This window comes from Streptomyces sp. CNB091 (assembly GCF_000377965.1).
Genome location: NZ_KB898999.1, coordinates 25,705 through 31,946 on the forward strand (window position 1 = coordinate 25,705; position 6,242 = coordinate 31,946).

Annotated in this window: 2 protein-coding genes and 1 CRISPR repeat array; both genes read right to left on the reverse strand. The window is 71.8% G+C overall.

Going from position 1 to position 6,242, the window contains the following annotated elements:
* Positions 1-57 precede the first annotated feature (57 nt).
* On the reverse strand, positions 58-882 hold the full coding sequence (casB, locus tag D581_RS0118265; protein WP_018958657.1) for a type I-E CRISPR-associated protein Cse2/CasB: 825 nt from the start codon (positions 880-882) through the stop codon (positions 58-60).
* On the reverse strand, positions 879-5,621 hold the full coding sequence (gene casA, locus D581_RS1000000139140) for a type I-E CRISPR-associated protein Cse1/CasA (RefSeq protein ID WP_018958658.1): 4,743 nt from the start codon (positions 5,619-5,621) through the stop codon (positions 879-881). The genes casB and casA overlap by 4 nt, the downstream gene beginning before the upstream one ends.
* Before the next feature lie 347 nt (positions 5,622-5,968).
* Positions 5,969-6,241: a CRISPR direct-repeat array (repeat unit 29 nt; unit sequence GGGACCACCCCCGCGTGCGCGGGGACCAC).
* The last annotated feature ends 1 nt before the right edge of the window (position 6,242 follow it).

The window sequence follows — 6,242 nt, forward strand, 5'->3', positions numbered from 1 at the left end:
GCGAGAGATGTTCTACGAGGGCGGACAGACCGAGGGCCATGGGCTGAGCGCGGAGCTCTACTCCCCTGCCGCATAGCCGCCGTATTCCTCATCCGGGCTCAATGCCCGGTCGACCGCGTCGCCCGCATTGCCGGTGTCGCCGGTGTCGCCGGTGTCGCCGGTATTGCCGGTGCCGCTGGTGTTCCCGTCCGAGGCCGACTTGCCTTTCCTCACGGCCGAGGCTGCGGCGAGATGGAACTCGCGGCCCCATTCCCGCTGCACCCCGGCCCGGTCGGGGCGGTGCTGCCAGCGGTAGAGCTGCCCGGCCAGGCGCGCGTAGTCGAGGGGCTCCCGCGCGCCGCGCAGGAGCAGCACGAGCTCTCTGAGCCGTACGGCGACCGAGTCGAGGGATTCGGCCGTTCCGACACGCACCAGGCGCTTGCGCAGCGGGGAGTCCTCCTCGTCCTCGCCCGAGGCGCCCTTCAGCCGGATCAGCGTGCGGACGCCCCCGCCCAGGTTCTGCCTCCGGTCGTGCATGCCGGTGTCGCGGGCCGACTGCTGGTGCAGGGCCCACAGGGTGGAGGCGAGGAAGACGGCCTCCTCGGCGAATGCAGGGCGGATGAAGTCCTTCCGGCCATCGAGCAGCCGAGCCAGCTCTTCCGTCCCCCCGATGCCCCACAGGTCCTGGACCTGGTGAACCCGCTTTCCCGCGCCGCGCCGCAGCCGGGCGAGCTCCGCCACGGCGGACGAGGTGTTGGACAGATACTGAGGCTGGATCCGTGCGATGTATTTCCCCGTCGCCTGGGCGACCAGCCGATGGTCGGGCAGCCGTTCGGCGGCCGGTGCGCTCTCCCGGGGTGGCGGCGAGGCGTCCGCGCCGGTCGTCGTAGGGGCGATGGTCATGCGGTTTCCTCCGAAGAAGCTTCGTCGGCGCGGTCGGCGCGGTCGGCGCGCTCGGCGTGGTCGAGGCGGCTGGCGCGGTCGGCGTAGCCGGCGCAGTCGGGGTGGTTGGAGGTGGTCGGAACAGGCGCTTCCGACAGCGGCTTGGGCAGCACCTTGTTGATCCGGGTCCGGAACCACAGGTCCGCCCGAGAACTGTCGATCCAGCGCTTGCCCACGCCCGGCAGCTCGATCACCCGCCCCTCGGCCGCCCCCCGGCCCGCCGAGTCGAGAAGCTCACGGCCGAGGCCGAGCACGATGAGCCGTACGGTGGCCCGCCATGCGGCACGAGCCCGCTCCAGATCCGTGTCCTCCGCGAGATCCACCAGCCAGCGCCGGTACGGCCCGTCCAACGCCCCGAAGCCCTGGTCCCGGGCGGTGGACGTGGCCGGCCCGGCATCCGAACCGGACGCACGCGCCAGATTCCCTGCCAGGTGCCCCAGAGCGGACACGGCCCGCTCGGCTTCGGCGACCGCGTCGACCGCGACCGCCCCGTGCAGGCGGCGGTCCTGGTGGAGCAGAACGACCGGCAGGGCGATGGAGTCGTCCACCACTTCGTCCACCACGGACTGCTGCGTTCCGTAGACCGCGCCGACCAGCCGCGTACGGATCAACGACCCTTTCGGCAGCACGCCCTCGGTACTGAGCAGGGCCAGCCATCTCACGATCCCGGGCGGCCGGCTCCGGTCCGTGCCCCGCCCGGTCGTGTCCCCGTCCTCCCGCTGGGCGTACAGCAGGCTCGCCAGGCCACGCCACGCCGCCCGGTCGGGGTCGTGCTGACGCGGCAGGTAGATCAGCGGACGCCCGAGCTTCTTCTCCTGTGCGGGGCTGCGGCGCCAACCCGTCATCGGTTCCGCCTTCTGCCGGTTGGCCGGGGCGAGCGGGTCACCGTAACCGAGGACGACCCCGATGACGTCGGAGCCCTCCGTGTGGAGGAGAAGCCGCCGGGACTGCCAGGTGTAGAGATCGCGGGGGCCCGCCGGGCGAGGCACGGAAGGGTCGCCTTCCACCACGCCCGGCCCGGGGGGCGTCTCGCGGCGCCATACGGGGAGATCGGCCTTCGGCTCCGACGCCAGGATGTCCTCACCCGTCGGAATCAGATTCAGCAGGAGGGTCTCGCGCAGCGATGCGCCCTCCGCGAAGACACCACCGAGGCCGCCTACCCAGCCGACGCCCTGCGGGTAGACCTTTCCACCCTTGACCCGCGCGTCGCCCTCCATACCGGACTTGATCCCGGACGAGTCGTACGCATGGGTGTGGACGAGCCAGCGGGCAGCCTCGGCGAGACCGAGCCGATCGACACCGGGCCGGCGCATGGAGAAGAACGCTTCACCGTTGGGCACGTCGGCCACGATCCGGTTCAGCGAGGCGACTTCGTGCTTCTGCGTATGCAACCCGGCCACCTGGAAGAACGGGCGTTCCGGGTGGAGAAGGTCGAAGCGGTGCCGGTGCCGGTCGAGATAGCCGGTGACGATCTCGAAGGAGTCCGGCGCGTGCCACAGCGCTTCCCAGTCCTCCAGTTGCGCCGGTGCGCCGCCCGACCGGCCTTCGGCCTCGTCGAACGCGTCGTACAGAATCGCCAGCAGCAGCCGCAGCAGGGCCAGCTCCTGCGTCGGGAGATCGCCCACCAGCCGACGCACCTCGCCCGCCCGCGCGAAGACGTCCCTCAGCGAGAGCTCGCCGGTGGAGCCGTCCTCGTACTGGACGGGCAGCCACGGCCGGGAGACCAGGTCGAAAGAAGGCACTGAGGTCGCCACTGCTTCGAGCCCCTTTGCTCTGCTTGCGCTGCGCGCGCCGACAGGACCCACCCGGAGTCCGTCGTCTGCGCTGTAGTGGACCTCCAACCCTGACAGGTGGGTCTGACAGTCCTCGTCCAGAACGAGCAGCAACTCCCCCGCCAACCAGGGGCACTCCTTCACCTGCCAGGCCGGTACGACGAAGCGCTCCAGCTCCGCGATGGTCCGATCGATCACACCCGGATGAGTGAGCGCCCGGGGCAGCGTCAACGCGCACGCGGCGACGATCTCGGCGGCCCGGTACGGCGGAGGCGCGTGCTCCGGCAGATCCAGCCCGCCGCGACCGCCGTCGAGCCAGCCCACGGTGGTCAGCCGTCCGTCCGCGCGGCGCTGGACGACCAGGACCTCAAGGCTCTCCTCGCTGTCCCGCACCTGGGCGCGCCCGTCGCGACTGTCGTCCGCGTCACCGGCGTTGCCGTCGAGCCAGCCGAACACGGGTCGGCCCGCTCGCCGTACCGGCCCCAGCCGGAACACGTCGGCCCGCTCCCGCTTCTCGGCCATACGGGTCAGGTACTGTCGCCGGGCTTCGGCCAGCGCGGGGCCCCAGTGCGCGGGCCCGACCGGCCGTTCGTCGTAAGCGGCCTGCACCAACGGACTGATGTGGTCCGGCAGCACCAGCGGTACGCCGTCGAGATGCGGGCCCAGCACGGCGAGCGCCCGCAGCAAGGTGTGCGGCCCCTGGTACACGGCGAGGGAACCGCGTACGGGCACGGGCTGGTCGGCGTTCCAGTCCTCCACCCCGGTGATCAGGCAGCGGGCCCGCGCTAGGCGGGGCGGCCGGGTCCGCGGATGACGGTGCAGCCGCCCCATGCGCTGGAGCACCAGGTCGACGGGGGCGAGGTCGGTGACCAGCAGGTCGAAGTCGATGTCCAGCGACTGTTCGACGACCTGGCTGGCCACCACGATGTGCGGCCCGGCGGGACGGTCGCCACCGGGCCCGAACCGTTCACGCAGCTCGGTGTCCTTGCGTGCCCGGTCGGCTGCGATGAACCGGGAATGCGCCACGGTGACGGCCTCCGCCCCGAAGTGGGCGCGGAGGTGCTCGGCGGCTTCGAGGACCCGGTCGACGGTGTTGCGTACGACGAGGGCGCAGCCACCGTCGCGCAGTTCCTCACCCAGCCGCCGCACCAGCAAAGGCAGTTCGTCGTCCAACCGCTCCAGGACCACCGCGGTGCGCCGCCCGGAGGCGGGCTCGGGCCGGGCCGTCAGGGCGGCGTCTCCGGGGGCGACGGCGGTGATCAACGGATAGGCGTCGTCGGGCAGATCGAGGGCTTCGGCGAGTTCGGGAGTTTCCTCCCCGGCGTACGCGGCGGCCAGCTCGCGCCGGCGCCGGGCGGGCAGGGTGGCGGAGAGCATCACGACGGGCACCCGGTAGGCGGCCAGCCACTCCAGTACGCGGTCGAGGTAGGCGTTCATGTACGCGTCGTACGCGTGCACTTCGTCGATGATGACGACCTTGCCCGCGACGGCGAGGTGCCGCAGCGCCAGGTGCCGGCTCTTGAGCCCGGCGAAAAGTACCTGGTCTATGGTGCCGACGGCGAAGGAGGAGAGCAGCGCCTTCTTGCGGCCGCGGAGCCACTGGTGGGCGTGGAGGGAGGCGGGATCGACGCGGCTCGCGGCCCCGGCGGGGGAGACGTCCTCGACCGGACTGTCCAGGTCGACGGCCGCGATCGTCCGCCGGTCGGCCTTCGTCATCCCGGCCCAGACCTCGTTGAGGGCGGCCTTGGCGTGGGCGAGGACCACGGAGCGGGGCCCGTCCGAGGGCAGCCGCTCCAGCCAGCGCAGCAGGCGGGGGAACATGGCGTCCCCGGTGGCGCGGGTCGGCAGCGCCACGAGGCACCCACCGGCACCCGACCGGGCGGCCAGGATCTCCGCCGCAGCGAAGGCGGCCTCGGTCTTGCCCTCGCCCATGGGCGCTTCGATGATCAGGAGGCCGGGTCCCGGCAGCTCCCGGGCCACGCGCACCGCCTCGTCCTGTACGGGCCTGATCTCGGCGCCCTGCGGAAGATCGAACCGGGCTCGGAACAACTCGGCTGCGGTGCCGCTTGGTTGGTCGGCTCGCCAGGGGCCGGGCAGGTCCAGCCCGGCCCAGGCGGCCGCGAGTCGACGGCCTTCCCCTTCCGGTCCCACGGGGGACCAGGAGGCGGGATCGTACGGGAACAGCTCGGAGGAGCTGGCGATCCAGTCGGAGACGATGACGATCGCGGTGAGTACGACCTGAACGGGCTGCGGCAACCGAACGGACCGCCAATCGTCGAACCGCCCCTGCACGCCCGCTCGCACGGCGCAGGCATCCATCAGCTCGAACTGGACACCCCGCCAGACGACCTCGCTCTCGCCTTCCGCCCCTCCCGCCCCTCCCGTACGCAACAGGTGGGGGCGAAGCCCGAGGTCATGGATCTGCTGGTGGTCCGGGGGTGTGCCGTGATGCCCGCCCGCGATCACGGCGAACTGCCCGGAGACCCGCTCACTCCACCCGAACCGCTCCGCCAGCCACTCCTGGATGAGCAACTGCCCGGCCAGTCCGTGCGGAGCCATCCTGCGGTCCATCCCGAACTGCTTCTGATAGGGCATGGCGAGCCCGGCCGCCCGCATCCGGTCGGACAGCCCTTCCACCTGGCAGGCGAAGGCGGGGGTGGCCTTGCCGATGTCGTGGACGCAGGCGAGGTAGACGGCCACTTGCCGGGCGTCCCGCGCACCTTGGGGGAACGCGTCAGCGATGAGCGCCTTGACGTTGTCGGGCACCCACTCGTCCCAGAGCCGGCCTGCCACGGCGGCGCTGTCCGCCATGTGCCGCCAGAGGGGGAGCCACTGCTCGGTCTGCCGGTCGTGCTTGCCCCAGGCGGTGCGAGAAGCGGGGGACAGGCGGGCGAAAGCCGAGAGGCTTTCCGGATGATCGCGGCTCATGGGCGTATTGGACATCGTCGAAGTCGCCGGCGGTTGCGATGTCCGAGAATGAACGCAAGTGCACTTATCTGATCGAGTGCGGTGGTGGGGAAGTGATCTGCTGATGCCGGCCGCGCTTGGTGCTGGCTGTGGCTATGGCTGGAGGTGGCGGTGAGTATGGTCGCCGGGCTCCGTTGGTCGACTCGCGGAGTGTGGGTCGTGCCGGGAGCCGTGGGGGAACGGGTCCGATTGCGCACCCCCGCGTGCGCGGGGAGCACGCCTTGTACAGCGGCGCGTACCGGGTGCCGATGGGACCACCCCCGCGCGCGGGGACCACAGCACCCGCGCCGAGATCGAGACGCCCGCCAGGGACCACCCCCGCGTGCGCGGGGACCACGTACCGGGTCGAAACGGAGGTGGCCCTGTAACGGGACCACCCACGCGTGCGCGGGGACCACACCTTCTCGGCCAGGTCGTACTCGTGGGGCCGGGGACCACCCCCGCGTGCGCGGGGACCACGATCATTTGTCTTCACGATTGACCGTGAAACGGGGACCACCCCCGCGTGCGCGGGGACCACTCGGTGCGCTGCGCCACCAGGGCCAGCGACCCGGGACCACCCCCGCGTGCGCGGGGACCACC

Excerpts from the sequence above, each read along its gene's own strand:
- casB (WP_018958657.1), bottom strand. The coding sequence starts at position 882 with ATGACCATCGCCCCTACGACGACCGGCGCGGACGCCTCGCCGCCACCC.
- casA (WP_018958658.1), bottom strand. The coding sequence starts at position 5,621 with ATGAGCCGCGATCATCCGGAAAGCCTCTCGGCTTTCGCCCGCCTGTCC.